The organism is Paenibacillus pectinilyticus (assembly GCF_001700435.1).
Taxonomy (GTDB): Bacteria; Bacillota; Bacilli; order Paenibacillales; family NBRC-103111; genus Paenibacillus_E; species Paenibacillus_E pectinilyticus.
Genome location: NZ_LYPC01000010.1, coordinates 38728 through 55184, shown reverse-complemented (window position 1 = coordinate 55184; position 16457 = coordinate 38728). Strand labels below are relative to the sequence as shown.

General features: G+C 42.6%; 20 protein-coding genes and 1 pseudogene. 15 read left to right on the top strand and 6 right to left on the bottom strand.

Features of this window, described 5'->3' with window-relative positions; genetic code table 11:
* Positions 1-229: 229 nt before the first annotated feature.
* The 4 genes from A8709_RS02825 (at position 230) to A8709_RS02810 (ending at position 3432) form a co-directional block, all read left to right on the top strand.
* Positions 230-1162: a D-2-hydroxyacid dehydrogenase gene (locus A8709_RS02825; protein WP_065850690.1), complete on the top strand. Its 933-nt coding sequence runs from the start codon at positions 230-232 to the stop codon at positions 1160-1162.
* A 136-nt stretch (positions 1163-1298) separates the two neighbouring features.
* On the top strand, positions 1299-1793 hold the full coding sequence (locus A8709_RS02820) for an immunoglobulin-like domain-containing protein (protein WP_065850689.1): 495 nt from the start codon (positions 1299-1301) through the stop codon (positions 1791-1793).
* Between the two features lie 402 nt (positions 1794-2195).
* The gene (locus A8709_RS02815; protein ID WP_065850688.1) at positions 2196-2567 is read left to right on the top strand and encodes a hypothetical protein; all 372 of its coding nucleotides are present in this window, start codon (positions 2196-2198) and stop codon (positions 2565-2567) included.
* The gene (locus tag A8709_RS02810) at positions 2551-3432 is read left to right on the top strand and encodes a phosphotransferase family protein (protein WP_167356983.1); all 882 of its coding nucleotides are present in this window, start codon (positions 2551-2553) and stop codon (positions 3430-3432) included. Before A8709_RS02815 ends, A8709_RS02810 begins: the two co-directional genes overlap by 17 nt.
* Before the next feature lie 217 nt (positions 3433-3649).
* On the opposite strand, the gene A8709_RS02805 is transcribed toward A8709_RS02810, so the two are convergent.
* Positions 3650-4291 (bottom strand): peptide-methionine (S)-S-oxide reductase MsrA, encoded by a 642-nt coding sequence (locus A8709_RS02805; RefSeq protein WP_065850686.1) that lies wholly within the window; start codon positions 4289-4291, stop codon positions 3650-3652.
* A gap of 176 nt (positions 4292-4467) precedes the next feature.
* Positions 4468-5364: a helix-turn-helix domain-containing protein gene (locus A8709_RS02800; RefSeq protein WP_065850685.1), complete on the bottom strand. Its 897-nt coding sequence runs from the start codon at positions 5362-5364 to the stop codon at positions 4468-4470.
* Between the two features lie 147 nt (positions 5365-5511).
* On the opposite strand from A8709_RS02800, the gene A8709_RS02795 reads away from it, so the two are divergent.
* The 5 genes and pseudogenes from A8709_RS02795 to A8709_RS02775 all read left to right on the top strand — a co-directional run bounded on the left by A8709_RS02795 (position 5512) and on the right by A8709_RS02775 (position 8557).
* Positions 5512-6420 carry a DMT family transporter gene (locus A8709_RS02795; RefSeq protein WP_065850684.1) on the top strand — a complete coding sequence of 303 codons (909 nt, stop codon included), beginning with the start codon at positions 5512-5514 and terminating at the stop codon, positions 6418-6420.
* A 38-nt stretch (positions 6421-6458) separates the two neighbouring features.
* Positions 6459-6852: pseudogene (locus A8709_RS02790) on the top strand (tRNA-binding protein).
* Positions 6853-6935: 83 nt separating this feature from the next.
* Positions 6936-7445, top strand: coding sequence for a VanZ family protein (locus tag A8709_RS02785; protein ID WP_167356982.1), 510 nt, complete (start codon positions 6936-6938; stop codon positions 7443-7445).
* Between the two features lie 235 nt (positions 7446-7680).
* Complete coding sequence (locus tag A8709_RS02780; protein ID WP_141692401.1) at positions 7681-8067, top strand: DUF4362 domain-containing protein; 387 nt, start codon at positions 7681-7683, stop codon at positions 8065-8067.
* A gap of 178 nt (positions 8068-8245) precedes the next feature.
* Entirely contained in the window at positions 8246-8557 is a 312-nt protein-coding gene (locus A8709_RS02775) for a hypothetical protein (RefSeq protein ID WP_065850682.1), read from the top strand.
* Between the two features lie 273 nt (positions 8558-8830).
* Here the strand turns inward: A8709_RS02775 and A8709_RS02770 are convergent, their stop codons facing one another.
* Both A8709_RS02770 and A8709_RS02765 read right to left on the bottom strand, forming a co-directional pair.
* On the bottom strand, positions 8831-9262 hold the full coding sequence (locus tag A8709_RS02770; RefSeq protein WP_065850681.1) for a hypothetical protein: 432 nt from the start codon (positions 9260-9262) through the stop codon (positions 8831-8833).
* A complete protein-coding gene (locus A8709_RS02765; protein ID WP_065850680.1) occupies positions 9259-9465 on the bottom strand; it encodes a helix-turn-helix transcriptional regulator in 207 nt (68 codons plus the stop codon). The genes A8709_RS02770 and A8709_RS02765 overlap by 4 nt, the downstream gene beginning before the upstream one ends.
* Before the next feature lie 206 nt (positions 9466-9671).
* On the opposite strand from A8709_RS02765, the gene A8709_RS02760 reads away from it, so the two are divergent.
* The 5 genes from A8709_RS02760 (at position 9672) to A8709_RS02740 (ending at position 14677) form a co-directional block, all read left to right on the top strand.
* The gene (locus A8709_RS02760) at positions 9672-10016 is read left to right on the top strand and encodes a thioredoxin family protein (protein ID WP_065850679.1); all 345 of its coding nucleotides are present in this window, start codon (positions 9672-9674) and stop codon (positions 10014-10016) included.
* A gap of 278 nt (positions 10017-10294) precedes the next feature.
* Entirely contained in the window at positions 10295-11194 is a 900-nt protein-coding gene (locus A8709_RS02755) for a COX15/CtaA family protein (protein WP_065850678.1), read from the top strand.
* A gap of 99 nt (positions 11195-11293) precedes the next feature.
* On the top strand, positions 11294-13057 hold the full coding sequence (locus A8709_RS02750; RefSeq protein ID WP_065850677.1) for a UbiD family decarboxylase: 1764 nt from the start codon (positions 11294-11296) through the stop codon (positions 13055-13057).
* A 111-nt stretch (positions 13058-13168) separates the two neighbouring features.
* Positions 13169-13876 carry a Cthe_2314 family HEPN domain-containing protein gene (locus A8709_RS02745; protein WP_065850676.1) on the top strand — a complete coding sequence of 236 codons (708 nt, stop codon included), beginning with the start codon at positions 13169-13171 and terminating at the stop codon, positions 13874-13876.
* 6 nt (positions 13877-13882) lie between these two features.
* Positions 13883-14677 carry an SDR family oxidoreductase gene (locus A8709_RS02740; RefSeq protein WP_065850675.1) on the top strand — a complete coding sequence of 265 codons (795 nt, stop codon included), beginning with the start codon at positions 13883-13885 and terminating at the stop codon, positions 14675-14677.
* An 81-nt stretch (positions 14678-14758) separates the two neighbouring features.
* Here the strand turns inward: A8709_RS02740 and A8709_RS02735 are convergent, their stop codons facing one another.
* Positions 14759-15004: a NifU family protein gene (locus A8709_RS02735; RefSeq protein ID WP_028558591.1), complete on the bottom strand. Its 246-nt coding sequence runs from the start codon at positions 15002-15004 to the stop codon at positions 14759-14761.
* Positions 15005-15100: 96 nt separating this feature from the next.
* Here A8709_RS02735 and A8709_RS02730 point away from each other — a divergent pair, with 96 nt between their 5' ends.
* A complete protein-coding gene (locus tag A8709_RS02730) occupies positions 15101-15355 on the top strand; it encodes a YuzB family protein (protein WP_065850674.1) in 255 nt (84 codons plus the stop codon).
* A 33-nt stretch (positions 15356-15388) separates the two neighbouring features.
* Here A8709_RS02730 and A8709_RS02725 read toward each other — a convergent pair whose 3' ends face one another.
* Complete coding sequence (locus A8709_RS02725) at positions 15389-16453, bottom strand: NAD(P)/FAD-dependent oxidoreductase (RefSeq protein ID WP_065850673.1); 1065 nt, start codon at positions 16451-16453, stop codon at positions 15389-15391.
* Positions 16454-16457 lie beyond the last annotated feature (4 nt).

The window sequence follows — 16457 nt, the reverse complement described above, 5'->3', positions numbered from 1 at the left end:
TTTAAATGATATCACTTTTTACTTTAATTGTAAATTCACTTTTTTATTTAGGTTTGAGGGTTTGATTGCATTGTATTGTTCGTTTGTTGTTATATTATTGTTGTATTGGATGTCTTCTTCTCCGCTACTAATGCTAATGGGAGAAGAGAAGAGTTCAAATAAAATAGAGAACCTACCGTCGACAATAGTACTATCGCTGAGTTTTAAGGATTCTGAGGGGGAGTGACTGATGGATATTAAAAAAGTTATAGTGACCGGACGAATGTACAAAGATCTAGAGAAGCTAGCTTTGATGGATACGAAGAGGGAGTATAAGTTTCTTCCAGAGGCGGAGGTAAGCTCGAATGACTTCGACTGGGCTGATGGATATGTGGCATTTAAACCGACAGATTCGTTTCATTTCGGTAAGTTGCAGTGGGTTCATACGCTTGGAGCTGGCGTTGATTCATTTTTATTTAATCGTGAATGGAAAAAGGATGTATTATTAACACGGACTGTCGGCAGTTTTGGACGGAAAATAAGTGAATATTGTTTAAGTTACATTCTTGCCGATGTACAGCGTCATGGAATTTTTCAGCAGTATCAGACCGAACGACAATGGCTGCCTTCACAGCAGAAGCTTCTGCAGCAACTGAACATCGTCATTTTTGGTACAGGAACGATTGGCGAGGAAGTGGCGAGGATGCTTAGAACATTCGGTGTAACCGTATATGGCGTATCTCGCAGTGGCGCATCGAATTGTCATTTTAATAGGGTTCTTCCGATCACGGAGGTGCACGATTTGTTAGCACTGGCCGACTGGGTGATTAACACGCTACCATTAACACCAATTACCGAAGGATTATTCGAAATGCGCTTACTTTCCTGCATGCACGGTGCAGGCTTTATTAATGTAGGCCGGGGAGCTTCGGTGGATGAAAACGCACTGATTGAGGCAATTGAACGAGGTAGTGTGCGCAGAGCTGTCCTTGATGTATTTAGAGAGGAACCACTGCCGGCACAATCGCCGTTTTGGTCTCATCCGAACGTGGTCATTACCCCGCATATTTCTGCTGTTACCGGGCTGGATGAAGCGATCGACAGCTTGCTCGCCGTGCTTGGAGAAATGGACAGCGGACAAGAACGAATTAGCAATTCGGTAGACGTAAACCGAGGATACTAAGATCGGATAACTCGGAAGGCGATCGGATTTGCAAAATCCTAGACTGGGAAGACGACGGGTTGATTAAATTAACGGGCAGTCTTGTTCAATTACAAGCTAATATTCATCGGAGTAAAATAGAGAGGAGATTGTTATTATGAGACCCTTCAATGCGAAAATACTCTATGCCAGTCTTCTCATTGTTATATTCCTTTCAGGTTGTGGCTCCAATCAAGCTTCTAAAAATGTCTTTATGGCACCAACCGTGAGTAGCAAAGTGGAAGCCAGTGAAGTCATTCAGAACAATAAGTACAGCAGTGACTTTAACATAACCATAGACAAAAGCAGCTACGGTAATAAAGAAACCATGCAAATGCAAGTTACCAATAATTCTTCTTATACGATTATGACAGGTGAATTCTTAATTATTCAGAAGTTTGAGAATGCTAAATGGTATACTTTGACACTTAGTAATCTTGCATTCGCTGCGGTCGGATACCAATTACAGTCAGGTGAATCAAGATCGATGCAAGTCGGGCTTTTACAATGGCTGCCTAAGGGAACGTATCGTCTAATCAAAGAAATTAGCTTTGATGATAGCGGTAAAAATGTGTCAGTGGGAATCAGTACACCTGAATTTGAACTAAAATGATTGTCAGGTAGATGTAAAGTAAGTATCCTTACGCTAAATGGCGATCGTTTATTTAATATGAAAGCAGGACGCGGCTGTCGGCAAACCGACGGGGTCGCGCTTCGCTATGGGATATAAATTCTCGTCTTTTAACGGCTGCTACGAAGCAGCCTTTATTACGTTAACGGGAGAGATAGTTACAACCCAAAAGAGAAGATTTAAGCATAAATCGAATACAGTTCTTGAATAGATAATGTCGAATGGAATTGTGGTCAAGTAGGGGGCAACATGTTTTTCATTCTCATCTACATGTGATTCCTAGATACGCAAATGAGATAATGGTGGGAAAAGAGATTCGGTACTTGTTTAAAAATAATCATTAAATAAGCCTGTTCCATAATGTACTTGTAGAAAGGGAAGTCTATGAAGGTTCAAAATTTAACTTTAATACAATCCAGAATAGCAAATTTTATTTGGTCTCATTTAATATATATATCTTCTTTTAAATACTACATGGACAAAAATAAACACTATGAAGATATATCGATGCTTGATATTGAATTCTTATCCAATACAAATGGAATAAACCTCAAAATTCAAATTAGATTTAAAGAGATCGAAAGTCTAAGTATTAATGCCAGCGGAAGAATAATACAACTTGATATTTTTGAAATAGTAGATATTAAAAATGAAGGTTGGTGTTCATTGAATTTTTGGATTCGGGACATAGAAAGTGAAGTTTTAAGTTTTTATTGCAATGCAATCGAAGTAATTTCAGTTGATCAGATCGATTGATCAATCAAAAATTTCGATTATAGTAATTTATGGGGATATTATTCTAAAATGGAATAGGGTGTTTCTTATGGGAGTGGGTGAACGGATTGGCAGAGGCAACACTGCGGATATTTATGCACTAGGGTCGAAACAAGTCCTTAAAGTATTTCGTGACCCGAAACTGCTTGACCTGGAGCGGAATATTAGTACGGCTATTGAGGAGTTGGCGGTAGGAGCCCCGACATTTTATGGAACCGTAGAAACTGACGGTCTTAAGGGACTTGCATATGAGAGGATCCTGGGAACTTCGATGCTAGAAATTCTAATGAGTAAGCCGGAAAAAGCTGCAGAATACGGTTGTCAGCTGGCTCAGCTTCACGCCAAGTTACATAGCATCAAGGCAACAGGTCGTTTGGAATCCATTAAAAGTCGACTGGCATATATGATCAGTGGTATTCGTCACGTCTGCTTCGAGCCGTTACGAGAGGTGATCGAAAGCCGTCTATCCGAGCTTCCCGGGGGTGACTATCTTTGCCACGGTGACTTCCATCCTGGCAATGTACTTTTAAGTCAGAGAGGTCCTGTCGTCATCGACTGGATGACTGCAGTATGTGGTCCGGCACAAGCCGATGCAGCCAGAACGATCATTATTCTGCGTCATGCAGTCTTACCGGCGGAGCATCCCGAGGTCGTTATCCAGATGTTTGCTCAGCTTAGAACTATATTACTGCAAACTTACGAGGACACATATCTCGGACTGACCGGATACAGCCGGGAGGAACTCGCTAAGTGGGAGCTTCCGCTAATGGCGGCACGCCTAGGTGAGAGCGTTCCGGAGGAGGAGCAACGCGCTCTGCTCGATATAATACAGCGACAGATAAACTAGTTTTCATCACTTAGAGAATTAAACTAACGAGAGAACGTTAGTTGAAAGAGATCATTGTTTGCGCTGCATCCAATGATCTCTTTATTTTTTGCTACCCGTACAAATTCTTGTTAATAATTATTGGATTTTGTTTGCAAGTAATATAAATAACTCTCCGCTCGATCAGAGCATTAGTGTTAAATATTTCGTTTTCATTTTAGGTGGGAGCGCTACCGCGTTACCACTTAATCCCTTGAACTAAACGGATCAACTCCCCTCGCTCGACTTCCGCGATCGGCCAACTTTGGATATCTTGGATCACAAGCGACAGGTTGGTAAAGCCCTTTGCTAGGCCGTTTAAGCGTGCGGCTAAGGTAGCGTTCATCAGGCCCTCGGGGGTAGGATAAAGAGGTCTCAGTTTCAGTACGGCATCAGGGTATCGCTTTAAATAATACTTTTGATGCCGTTCCTCGGCTGGATAGAATCCCTTTAAGAGAGCGATTTCAGTATCCGGTCTGCCTTTCCCTTTAAGCCTGAAGCCTTCAGTCACACTATAAATTGTGTTTTTCTGCAGCTCGTCGCGGTATAAGACTAGAGATAAATATTGCCTACCTTTATACTCGTTGATGTTCGGTGGATGATGGTGTTCCCAGAACAACTCGAGTATGGATTCCAAACTTACCCGTTTGGGATCAAAATCGAGTTCCACCGTCTCGGTGTGGTCGCCGAGATTCCTATATGTAGGTCCAGACGTTGTGCCGCCTGCATAACCTACACGTGTTCTAACCACGCCGGGCATCTGTCCGAACAAGGCGTCAGGGCTCCAGAAGCAGCCCATGCCAAGGGTGATGGTTTTAATATTGTCATGGTTATTAACCATTGAAGGACTGTCACCTCGTATTATGTTTAGGATTATTATGTGCAAAAAAGAATTGAAAGTCTACCCTGTGTATTGTCGAATGACAAAGACATTGTCCGAAAGCCGACATGAAAAAAGAAACCACCCCGTTAACGGGCGGTTAGTTCTTAAAAGCAAGACAGTTATGGTCAGTGGTTTTATGAAGGTGTCTGTTCATTTCGAATTTTCCGGTATTCCTTAGGTGTTATATCGCGATGCTTTTTAAAGGACTGGATAAAGTGGTTGACGTGATTGAAACCCACTATTCGGGCTATTTCGGTTATTGTATAGTCCGTCGTTTCTAACAACTGGCAGCTCTTTTTAATCCGATACTTAACCAAATAATCGTAAGGAGTCATATGGGTGCTTTTTTTGAAGCTGCGAGCGCATTCCGAAACGCTCAAATGGGCTACGTCAGCAATTTCCTTCAATTTAATAGGGTTTTTATAGTTTTGGTGGATAAAGCTAACCATCTGTTGTAATCTCTCATGCTGGAGTCTGTTATGTTTTGAGGATTCCTCTGAAGATAACGAAATATTGGAGATTAGAATTAGCCATAGTTGAACCGTTTGGATGGAAATCTCATACTGCCATCGCCATGATTCTTTTCGTTCAAATTTCTTCTTCATCTCCCATAGATTTTGCAGGATTTGGTTTTGCCACTCCGCGTCACCTTTGATTTCCAATGACAGTAAGTATGAATTGGTGTAAGGAAGGACATGGTTCCTTTCCATTGCACTATCCGAGTAAAAGGCGAGCAGTTTCTCCGGGAAATTAAAGCTCACGTATTCACCGTCATGACTAAGGTGCGTAACAATGTGCAGAACGCTCTTATTGATAAAGATGGCCTCACCTGTCTCTAAATCATAGTCAATTCCGTTGATTTGTATTGTTAGCTTCCCTTTGGTTACCAAAGTCATTTGTAATTCTTCGTGCCAATGCAGATCGTTAACACCTCTGCCTTCAGGAATTGACCCGCGATTCGTGTGGGTATACATAATGTATGGAAATGCCTCGTCAGGATACTTAATGGTTTCGTGTAATTGTTTATTCAAGGACAGGCTCCTCTATTTGACGATATTTCGATATAAATGAGAGATATAATTACACAAAACTGATGTCTGTGGTGATATTATTATATCAAGCTAAGGCTTAACATTACAATTCTGTGCACAGGTAATTGTCTAGACGCTTGGAGGAACATGGGTAAATTAAATAAAATTTCGGTATCATCTCATCCCTTTATGTTGTTATTCATCAGTATATTGTCCGTTTCTATCTCTTCGATCATGATAAAACTTTCAGATACACCTACGTCTGTGGCTGGGATGTACAGATTGTTTATTTCAGTAATTATCATGCTCACATTTGTGCCTTGGAAATTGTTTCGATCCATAGAGATGAATAAAAAGGACTGGATTATCGTACTTATTGCCGGTCTATTTCTAGGGCTGCACTTTTTATTCTGGATGGAATCACTGGTCTATACCTCTGTCGCAAGTTCCATGGTCATCTTCTCGTTGCAGCCATTATTTGTCATGCTCGGATCCTTCTTTTTGTTCAAGGAACGAGCAAGTCGACTAACGGTTTGTTGCTTGATGGTTGCTCTTCTTGGCTCAGTCCTTATCGCTTGGGGAGATATAGTGATTTCGAAAGAAGCACTAATTGGAGACGGCTTATCATTAATAGGCACACTCTTCGTTTCAGCCTATTTGTTGGCGGGGCAGAAGGTAAGCCGAAAAATCGATGCAAATGTGTACAGCATTATCGTTTTTTTTATTGGCGGGACCGTCATGCTCGTCTACAATCTGTTTAATAATAATTCTTTAGTTGAATATGACTCATCCGAATGGACGTACTTTTTATTGCTAGCGATAATCCCAACTATCTTTGGACAGTATATTTTTAATCTCTTGTTAAAATCAATTGGGGCAACTACTATCTCAGTAGGTATTATTGGAGAACCTGTTATTGCCATTATTCTCGCGTATCTATTATTAGGAGAAACAATTTCTTTATTTCAGTTTTTAGGTGGGATGATGACTTTATTCGGTATGGGTTTGTATTTTTGGTCAAAAACTTTAAGGCCCAACGTTCAAATTAGTAACTAATTAGCTAGATATACATTTATTGAGAAGGGGAATGACGGATGGCAACGATTGATGACTTTTTGAAACTCGATATTCGTGTTGGAACTATTACTCAAGCGGAGTTTTTTGAGGAAGCAAAATTACCCGCTATTAAACTTCAAATTGATTTTGGACCCGATATAGGAATTAAATCTTCAAGTACACAAATAACAAAACGATATAAGTCGGAAGAACTTATAAGGAAACAGATAATAGGTGTAGTTATGTAACTTCCCTACTCGACGTATAGCAGGTTTCAAATCAGAAGTATTAGTAATTGGGGGAATACCGGAAAAGGGTGATGTAGTTCTCTTGAAACCGGATACTATTCGGCTGCCTTTGCCTGTTGAAGTAACGGAGGTAACGCAACTTTCGTATTATTTACTGCGTCTTAAATATGGGATTATCTGTTAACTGTAAAAGAGATGTTTTAAAGTGCAAGCACTAACCCTTTGGTAAAAGTTATGTTAAAAATGGAAGGGGTGTGTATGGTCATAATGAATACTATTGAAAATCGATTTAGAGCAATAAGAGTTGCTCTTTTATTCATTTTTTTAGTTTATTTGCTTTTGTTATTAAAAGTCGTATTATTTAAAGTTGCCTCTCCGCTTACCGTCTTTGAATATATGCTTAAATTTAATTTGGTCGATTTTAAACGTAACGTTAATTTGGGTAGTAACTTTGTGCCCTTTAAAACAATATCGAGTTATATTTTTCATACGGCAAATCAAAATATTGTTATTAGGAACGTAATGGGCAATCTTATCCTCTTTATACCGTTTGGATTCTTATTACCTGTGATTACAGGAAGAAATCTAAACTTTGTTTCACTTATGACTATTTCTTTCTTATTGAGCTTAGTTCTTGAACTCATCCAATTGTTTTCTAGGATAGGTAGTTTTGATGTTGATGATTTAATATTAAATACTCTCGGGGCATTAATTGGCTTTATTACTCTGAATGTTATAACCAAGATAATAAGATTTAGGACAAAAACAATAAACTAATATCCTAGTTAAAGTTGAGCTAACGGGTAACTGTTTGTTCAATATAGTAATGTGGGGCTGCCGGCACGATCGGCAGCCTTTCGCTCATCTAACAGGGAGTTTAACGCAACATATTCTCGCCGTTTTCGTAAAAGAATGTAAATAAAACTTTAAAGGAGGTAAAAATATTAAATACAAAAAAACTTTAATTATAACTCAGACATTCATAATTATTGCTTTGATTGTCTTCATTTTTGTGTTTGTAAATCAATCAAATAAAGTGAACGATACTGCTACCAACTCAGTAATTTTCCATCTTGACAGAGCTGACCTTGAACGAGTTGATAAAATGGTAACAAGATTTAATGAGGGGCAAGGAGACAATCTAATGATTATAGAACCAGGAATGGATAGCGGGCCAGCCATTCATGACGTAATTTCAAATGGTAAAGAAATAAATTGGATAGTTGATAACTCACGAGATGCATGGAGTACAGACAAAGGCAAGACCGAATATGTCTGTAAATTAATTCGAATACACGAAAGAGATAGTGATTTTATTGATGTTGAATTATCAAAATGTAAAAATTACAAGGATGATGACCAACTTAGGGTTCTGTCTTTTAGAAAAGAAAAGTTGTAACTGGAAATGGATTGAACAGGGAACGATAACGTAATAAGCAGGAGTAGCTAGTCACATGGCAGATGCGCCTGATTTCGTTAAATTAACGGGAGCTTAGTTGAAGAGAAATGAAAAAGAGTCATCTCTTGGTTGTACACGACATATTGTTAAGTGTACTTGCTGTTTAGGGGGGCTCTGCGTGAGGTTGCTAATTCTTGTGGTGGGTATAATCTTATTTACACTCCTTTGGACTAACCCGGATAACTCCGATTTTAAAAAATGGGTCCTCAAGAAAGAACTCACCAAATCTCAAACATTTAACTCAACGCCAGTTCATTTTCGTAACAAGAATTATCTGTTTTTCTCATTGCATGAACTTTCAATTATTAGGAAACAACATGCTGATTTAATTATCGAACAAGAATACTACGCAGGAATAGGCATTCTGGGAATGATATTTCCAATTTCAATTCCAGGAATTGATGATAAACAGTCCCCAATAATTAAGTAGTTGGAAATCTCCAATGTACTAAATGGAAAATATGACAAGACTGCCGATTTCTGTCGGCAGTCTTTTTGAAGTAAAGGGAGATTAGCGTGGTAGAAATGCTATCTATTACTCTCCCAATTTATGATAAGGTTCAGCATCAATATATAAATACATGACCACTCCTGACAATGGAGTGGTCTCTTTGGATAGAACTTCCTCATGGGGATTTCACAGAAAGTGGGTATGAAAAAGGAGCGACCTTTAGATTACTCCTAAAGAAGTACATGAATTTTATTACATCTCTTTAAAGTACTTGATACGGTAGTAGGTGTTATATCCGAGAATAAATAGATAGAAAAAAACCAATAGCCATAACAATGTTAAGTCTATATTCATCAATGAAATTCCGATAATGAAGGCTCCGAACAGAAAAACCATCATGTCGTATGCTTTCGATTTGGCCCGATTAGCGATTGCCAAATTACGCTCATCATTCATGTTAATCTGCAGCTGCTTTGCGACGGCGGTATTATGCTTCATAGCGCTTCGGACGATTATTTCTCCCATACCGTGACCGAAAATGCCACAGCCAAGCCCAAAACAGATTGGAGGCAACGCTCGTAGCAAGCCTTGTGGATCTTCAATCGTTTTCATGAAGTACAGACCAACTGCTAGTAAAACTGCCCCTACAGCCGGAATAAAATAAGACGAAATCGTTTTTTTCATACCTGATCATCCTCCTCGTAAATAAAGATTTCTTCGATGCTCATTCCGAAAAAACGGGCAATCTTGAACGCTAAAAGGATCGATGGGTTATATCGCCCGTTCTCCAACGAACCAATCGTTTGCCTGGACACTTCAAGAGCTGCTGCTAATTCTTCTTGTTTAATTCCGAATTTCTTGCGGATTTCTTCTAAACGGTTGTTCAATGCGATTGCCCTCCTCATGGAAAGGTAACTTTCCATGAGGGGAGTATATCATGCAACCTAAGAAATGTAAAGCCAGCTTTCCATTTTGGTTAGGCATAACAGATATCAAAGTATTCTTTATATTTTCCTGTATCAACTGCTAACCTTGACACCTATTTTCGCACATGCTATAAGAGAGTAAATGCCAGAAGTGATGAGGTGTCTCCATGCGTAAAATTTCGAAAGAACAAGAATACCAAGAGCAGATATCGCAATCCGGCGTAACCATTGCCGTTTTCAAGGCGACTTGGTGTAAGGATTGCCATTATATCGAGCCTTTTATGCCAGCCGTAGAGGAAGCGTACGAAGGGCGCATCACATTTATTGAACTAGATCGTGATGAATTTCCAGATCTATGCGAACAATTGAATATCCTTGGCATTCCTAGTTTTATCGCTTTCCGCAATGGCCAGGAGCTAGTTCGCTTCGTTAGTAAATTGCGTAAAACACGGGAAGAAATCGAGCAATTCCTCGATCGTGCCTTAGAAGTAGCGAATGCGTTAACACCTTAATCTAACGAAGTTCGAAGAAACACCGTCTGCGGAATCGAATCCGTGATGGTGTTTTTTTCTTGTTTTACCTACATTACGAATAATTGTGAACATGATGCGCAAACTATAATGTTTTTTCTATGAACGGAAATGGCAGGAGAATGGCTGAATAGCGCTTGTTTCGGAGCTTTGTAACATTTGCGAATGGAAATGACTTCTTATTACAGCTATAATTGAAATCGGAACAACCGTATTCGACATGATTCTCAGAAGATATGACATAAAAGTAGGTGCAATGCATGCAAAAATGGATTCAAAGATTAGCTAATTTGTCCGCGATCGGCATGTTTCTTATTCTTGCGATGGGTGCCTTAGTGACGAAGGCGGATGCAGGTCGAGGCTGTGGAGATGAGTGGCCGCTTTGCCACGGTAAATTCGTTCCGGCACACACCATTTCTTCCTTTATCGAGTATAGTCATCGCTTAGTCGTAGGGATTGTAACCCTTATTTTGATCGCTACCTTCTACTTAGTATTTCGTTACGTTAAACGCACAGACGCGAAGGTTTTCATCACAGCAACGGTTATCATGACGCTTGTGCAGGCGGTCATGGGTGCAATGGCTGTCGTTTGGCCGCAATCTTCCCTTGTTTTGGCACTTCATTTTGGATTATCCTTACTCGCATTCGCTTTTTCCTTACTGCTTGCCCTTGTATTCACCCCTTGGGGACAATTTACGCGACATACATCTATTCGTACAAGCTTTAAAGTTCTCGTCTGGTTTACCACAATATACAGCTATGTGGTTGTATATCTCGGGGCATTCGTTCGACATACGGTTTCATCAGGTGGCTGCTCGGGCTGGCCTTTATGTAATGGCGAAGTGATTCCAGAGCTATCTGGCGCGACAGGGATCGTGTTTACTCACCGCATTGCTGCTTTACTGCTCTTTATTTGTATTCTGTTTCTATTTATCCAAGCGAGACGTCATTATGATAGCTCAGATAAGCTGTGGTTTGGAAGCAAATGGGCACTTATCTTGGTGTCCACACAGGTCATTACCGGAGCCATCGTAACATGGGCCATGGGAAATGAAGTAGCTTATCTGCTAACGGGTATGCTGCATGCCATCAATGTTGCCTGTATGTTTGGATTCCTCTGCTATTTATGTGTACTTACGTTATATGACCGCAAAGCCTAGCAGCTGCCAGCGGCACAAGGAGGCCTTCTAACGGAAGGCCATTTCCTTTTTTTACCCTAGAAGTACCCAATTATGAACAGGTAAAGGTGGAAGTTTCGAATGGTACCAACGAATTTACGAGTATTTCTAGATATGTTACGCCGCGAAAATGAATTGATTGAAATCTCAGCTCCTGTGGATCCGAATCTAGAGCTTGCTGAAATCCATCGTCGTGTGATTGATGAGCAGGGGCCCGCTTTACTTTTCACGAATGTAAAAGGAAGCAGCTTCCCTGTTGTCACGAATTTATTCGGAACAACAAGACGGGTTGATCTCGCTTTCGGACCGAAGCCGGAGCAATTCATGAAAGCGGTTATCAACGCGACGAACACGCTGCTCCCGCCAACGCCCAAAGCTCTTTGGGGCGAAAAAGCCCTGATCTTCGATCTTCTGAAGGTGGGGACGAAGAAAATTCAACCGAATCAAGCCCCGATTCTTGGCGGCTTGAAGAAGGACAACCCGCTCGCAGGACTGCCTGTCCTGACGAGCTGGCAAGAGGACGGCGGCCCATTCGTCACGCTGCCGCTCGTCTATACCGAGCATCCTGATGGCGGTCATCATAACCTGGGCATGTACCGCATGCAAGTGTATGATGATCTCACGACGGGGATGCACTGGCAAATCCATAAAGGCGGCGGCTTCCACTATCACGAAGCCGAGAAGCGCAACCAGGCGCTGCCCGTCACCGTGTTCCTTGGTGGCCCGCCTGCGCTCATCGCCTCGGCGATTGCGCCGGTGCCCGAGCACTTGCCCGAGCTGATGCTCGCTTCGCTCATCCTCGGGCAAAAGCTGCCCATGGTGGAGAATCCCCATGGGGGGCACCGCCTCGTCGCTGAGGCGGAGTTCGCGATATGCGGCTCCGTACCGCCGCATCTGAGACGTCCCGAAGGGCCGTTCGGCGACCACTTCGGGTACTACTCCCTGCAACATGATTTCCCCGTTTTCAACGTGAATCATGTGTGGCACCGCAAAGACGCGATCTATCCGGCGACGATCGTGGGTAAACCGCGCCAAGAGGATTATTTCCTTGGCGAATTCCTGCAAAGACTGCTGGAGCCTGCGTTCCCGATGGCAATGCCTGGTGTGAAAGACCTGTGGACGTATGCCGAGACCGGGTTCCACCCGCTCGCAGCCGCTGTCGTCCGCGAAAGCTACAGCCGTGAGGCGCTCGGCACGGCGTTCCGTATCCTCGGTGAGGGTCAGCTATCCCTCACGAAGTTCCTGATCGTAACGGATCAGCCAACGGCCTTAGCTAACTTTTCGCAGCTGTTAGAAAAGGTATTAGAACGTTTCGATCCAGCGAAGGATCTCTTTATATTTAATAAAACATCACATGATACACTGGACTATACAGGTGGTCAGCTTAACCACGGGTCCAAAGCTGTGCTGCTTGGTACTGGCAACCCCGTACGCGAGCTACCGCGGGCGTACACCGAGGGAGAGCTGCCAGAGATCCAAGATATCGCCGTCTATTGCGGCGGCTGTCTGCTCGTCTCTGGTGCCTCCTACGCGGCAGAACCTGAGCTGCCGCAACGCTTGCTTGCGAATGCGGCTAGCCGCTTGACGCAATGGCCGTTAGTCATCCTCGTTGATGATGCCAGCGACATTGCATACGACCAAACGAAATTCTTGTGGACGGTCTTCACTCGTTTCAATCCAGCGAGTGATATGTACGCACAATCGAGTGTGAATCGTCATCATATCGCTTACGAAGTTCCGATCGTGATTGATGCGCGCATGAAGCCAGGGTATCCGGATGAGTTGTTCCCTAGAGAAGATATTGTTCAACTCGTGGATCGCAGATGGAAAGAATACTTTGCATAGGTAACTAAGGTAAAGGACTTCAGTTCGCGGGTATGATAACCAGCCTGCGGGCTCATACTTACCTTGATTAGGATACATTCACATTTTGACGAAAAAAGAGGAGGTGATCTCATGCTGCGCGTGTTATTTAATGAGCCCAAACGTGTCGACAGCGGGCTTCTACTCGAAGCAGGCAATGCGGTTAGAGCCTATATTCAACACATCGAATCGAAGCAGAGTCACCTCTCCTCGGATTATTCGATTTTTCATCGAAAAGCGATTTGGAGCAAGGGCTTTATCGATGCCTTAGATGAGCTGGAACAGAGCAAATATTGCTGCGAACGCTATGGCGAGCATATTCGTAAAGCGTATCTGGAGGAAATGAACACCCAAGAAACAGAGTCCTACCAGCGCTTCGTGTATTTCTACAAAAATGCGTTCATCCGCTTATTTTCAATTTTAGATAAGTTAGGCACCTTTATGAATGACTTGTTCGAGATGAAAACGGAGAAGTTGAAATCTCGTTTCTCGTACTTCACTGTCCTTCGTCATATGCATGAGAAGCATATTCACGGCTCGTTAGAGCTGCAGCTTTATACGCTCAAAATGGATTACAAAGCGCCATTAGATCGACTTCGCAATCTGCGTAATATGGAAATTCACTATATTAACGCTGAAATGTTGGATGACCTTCTTCAGAAGGAACCGATCCTTGGAGAACGAATTCATATCGAGAATGTGAAAATGAATTTGTCTGATTTACAGCAGGGATTTGACATGGTATGCCGAACCTTAACAATAGCATTTTCTTATTTTACGGCATATGTGACAAAGGGGTAGTGGGCCATGCCATTAAGAGGTCGAACAGTACTTGTTACAGGCAGTGCCAAGGGTTTGGGCAAAATGACCGCATTGACCCTCGCCAAGAGAGGCTGCCAGGTTGCAGTCAATTATGTAACGAGTGAGAAGGAAGCGGGCGAGCTCGTTCACCAACTGGGTGAGATGGGTGTTCGCAGCATTGCTGTTCAAGGCGATGTCGCGAAACGCGAGGATATTATTCGCATGGTCGATTACACGACTTCGAAGCTTGGACCAATTGATATTCTCGTCAACAATGCAGGACCTTTTGTTCGTGAACGCCGTTTTTTCGCAGATTACAATATGGATGAAATGGAATATTTGATACACGGCAACCTCCTTGGTGTCATGCAGCTCGATCATTTGGTCCTCCCGATGATGCGCGAGAGACGCTGGGGGCGCATTATTCATTTCGGCTTCGGCAAAGCAGCAGAAGCAAGGGGATGGACGCATCGCGCAGCCTACGCAGCCGCCAAGGTAGGATTAGTTTCGTTTACCAAAACATTAGCTGAAGAAGAGGCCGCGCATGGCATCACGGTGAATATGATTTGCCCTGGTGATATTCGCGGGAAGAACAAAGAGCGTACAATGGAAGAAGCGCGGTTCGAAGTGGATGGGGAAACTCCGGTGGGACGACCGGGTACAGGGGAAGATGTAGCACGCGTTATTGATTTCCTCTGCTCGCCAGACTCGGATTTCATTACAGGGAATATCATGGATATATCTGGCGCTTTAGATCCGATTCAGCCCATACCGGTCCTCAAACAACGCAAGTCCGAATAGAACATAATGCAGCAAAAAGAGCTTACCCTAGGGTAAGCTCTTTCTTAAATGAAAGAATGTATATGTTTCACTCGTCGTTAATTAGAATACCTGTACGACTTCTGTAATGCCCTCAACTTCTTCAACCAATGCACGCTCAATACCAGCTTTCAAAGTGATTGTTGAGCTTGGGCAGCTTCCGCATGCTCCCATAAGTTTCAGCTTCACGATTCCGTCTTCCACATCAACTAGATCGACGTCACCGCCATCACGTTGTAGGAAAGGACGAAGTTTATCTAAAACCTCAAGAACTTCATCATAAATCGCTTCTTTGGTTTTTTCTGTCATTTGATTCATCTCCTTTCTTTATCTATTATAGTACAATACGCATTAAATGAAAATGGTTTTCAAGCCAAAACTATCAGCATGGGGTGGAAATAATAAATGAGACCAATTATAGAATTTTGTGCCAGCAATATGCACACCGGAACCGATAAAGTGATGAAATCACTTGAAGAAAATCTCGATTTTGATGTGGTCGAATACGGTTGTCTTGGCAACTGCGGCCAATGTTATATGGAGCCCTACGCCCTCGTGAACGGCGAAATTATCGCCGCAGAAAGTGCGGAGAGTCTCCATCTTCTTATTTTAGAAAAAATCAAAGAAATCGAGGCCATGTACGACTTACTCAGTGAATAAGTTGCCATATGCCATCTTACTGCAATTATTGTCTTATCCGAAGTGTCGTTTGGACTTCCAAAGCACGCCGCTTTTGAGCATTCGCGCAATTTTACCAGTCATTAACGTACGTTTACCCATGATACCGAAGCCGCTCTTCTTGCCTAGAGAACCAAGTGTTCCTCTTAGCTTGATTGCGCCAAGCTTCGGTGTATCACCTTTCCAAATCGCTTGAATCACTTCGGCAATTTGCTTCCCTTGCGCTTGCGCGGCTTGTGCACTTGGTGAGAACGGCAACGAAGCACAGTCACCTACGACAAAGACGTCTTCATAATCAGGAATTTGGTGATATTCATTTAACAGTATACGTCCTTGGCGATCCTTTGGTACATTTAAAGCTTCAACAACTGGAGTAGGCTGAATGCCTGCGGTCCAAATCGTTGCATCCGTACGAATAATTTCATCTTGATTATACAAGTCTCCGCCGTCAAGCCGTACCAAGGATACTTGCGTGCGCAGCTCGATATGATGCTCCATCATCCAATCACGCACATATTGTTGGAGATTACTAGGGAAAGCGGACAGTAGGCTTGGGCCACGGTCAATTAATCGGATGTTCAAGTCAGGGCGACTCTCGCGAAGCTCAGAAGCCATTTCAACACCGCTCAGCCCGCCGCCAATGATGGAAATTTGACCATACGGAGCGATATTATTAATTTTTTGATACGTTGCACGTGTTTGAGCTAGTGTTTGAATGCTAGAGGAGAATTCCTGAGCACCCACAATTCCATGATAACTATCTACACACCCAAGTCCAATGACAAGCCAGTCATAGGAGAGGGGCTCTTTGTCGTGAAAATTAATCTGTTTGGTTGTGATATCAACGTCGGATACCTCACCATATACCAGCTGCAGACGAGGATCATCAGGGTAGGCAACACGGATATGCGTCTCGGCAATGGTTCCAGAAGCGAGTGCATAGTATTCGGTTTTGAGGCCCTGAAATGGACTGCGGTCAATCATTACAAGCTCTGTGTCATCTGGTAAATCTTTCTCCAGCAAGTTTAAAGCTATGGTCAAACCGCCATAGCCTCCTCCAAGAATAACAAACTTTTTCATAGCA